Below are 612 nucleotides of genomic sequence, written 5' to 3' on the forward strand. Positions count from 1 at the left end.
TAACAAGGATTTATCATAAATGTTTTTTATTTTATTCAGTTGTAAAATTATTCAAGCATTTTTGCACTATTATAGTTACAAAATGTTTATTGGAAGTTTCTACAGAAGTTGTTGACATATACAGGCAAGTATAATAAAATCGTATATGTAATTTAAATAAATATGTCCTCATAGTTCAATGGATAGAATAGTCCCCTCCTAAGGGATAGATGTAGGTTCGATTCCTACTGGGGATACCACTTAAAAGCTATAATCTAACTAAATGTTATGATTATAGCTTTTAATATTTTAAATTTCTAATTCATAGCTAAACTAATTTGTAACAATAATGGTTATACCTTGTATAGTTGGTCATTCATTAAATAATTCAATAATGCATATATGTAATTTATTACACCTTAATATTGCTGGTTTAATGTAAGCTTTCTGTATTTTTTCATTGAAAATAATTAGTAAAGAAATAATTCGTGGAGAGTCCATTCATAGTCTTTTATGATTGACCTTCAATTAAGCATATTCTGAACCATATATATGGTAATATTCTCGTATAATGTAGTTAAGATAAAAGAGAGAGAAATACAATTATCTTATACATATGTTATACGAAATTTC

1 tRNA gene is annotated in these 612 nt (G+C 25.5%); it reads left to right on the top strand.

Features of this window, described 5'->3' with window-relative positions:
- The first annotated feature begins 164 nt into the window (after window positions 1-164).
- A tRNA-Arg gene (locus tag NNC19_RS23450) sits at window positions 165-239 on the top strand.
- Window positions 240-612 lie beyond the last annotated feature (373 nt).

The organism is Clostridium sp. SHJSY1 (assembly GCF_031626875.1).
Classification (GTDB): Bacteria; Bacillota; Clostridia; order Clostridiales; family Clostridiaceae; genus Clostridium.